At 58.1% G+C, this 475-nt stretch carries 1 protein-coding gene; it reads right to left on the bottom strand.

What is annotated here, in order from left to right; genetic code table 11:
• Positions 1 to 275: 275 nt before the first annotated feature.
• A partial coding sequence (locus AAFM29_RS17335; RefSeq protein ID WP_341713970.1) for a hypothetical protein occupies positions 276 to 475 on the bottom strand: 200 nt, incomplete at its 5' end.

The raw sequence follows: 475 nt of genomic DNA, 5'->3' as shown, positions 1-475 counted from the left end.
CGCTCGCTCCGCATGGCGAAGCGGCTTATCCTCAGTGCCCAGGAAGCGAGCCTCGACACGATCCTCGAGATGTCGGCGGCGATGCAGGCCATCGCGCATGAGACCGAGGACCACGCAGAGGCAGTCGATGCGTTTCTGGCCAAGCGGCCGCCGCAATGCAACGGGCGCTGATCCCGCGACGCGAAAATTCCGCTCTCCGGGTCGTTTCGACGGTCTTCCGGGGAGAAATACCGCCTGTGAGTCGCGTAGGACGCGTTTCTGGGCTGGGGTGGCACCTACCCCACCCGAATCGCGCTTTTGGCGCTGTACGAGGCTCTGGGAAAGGTTTTTTTCGCAGCTTTTTGGGCAAAAATGCGATGGATTGTGGAAAAACCCCCAACGGCTTTGTCATATGAATTAAATTGGCGCAGCCTGCCAGCGAAAAGCTTCATTTTTCTGGCGAGGCGCAAAATGCATTCAGAGATCGTCCGTATAT

Source organism: Erythrobacter sp., assembly GCF_038133525.1.
Classification (GTDB): domain Bacteria; phylum Pseudomonadota; class Alphaproteobacteria; order Sphingomonadales; family Sphingomonadaceae; genus Qipengyuania.
The sequence above is the reverse complement of the archived record's forward strand: the minus strand, read 5'-3'. Positions and strand labels throughout refer to the sequence as shown.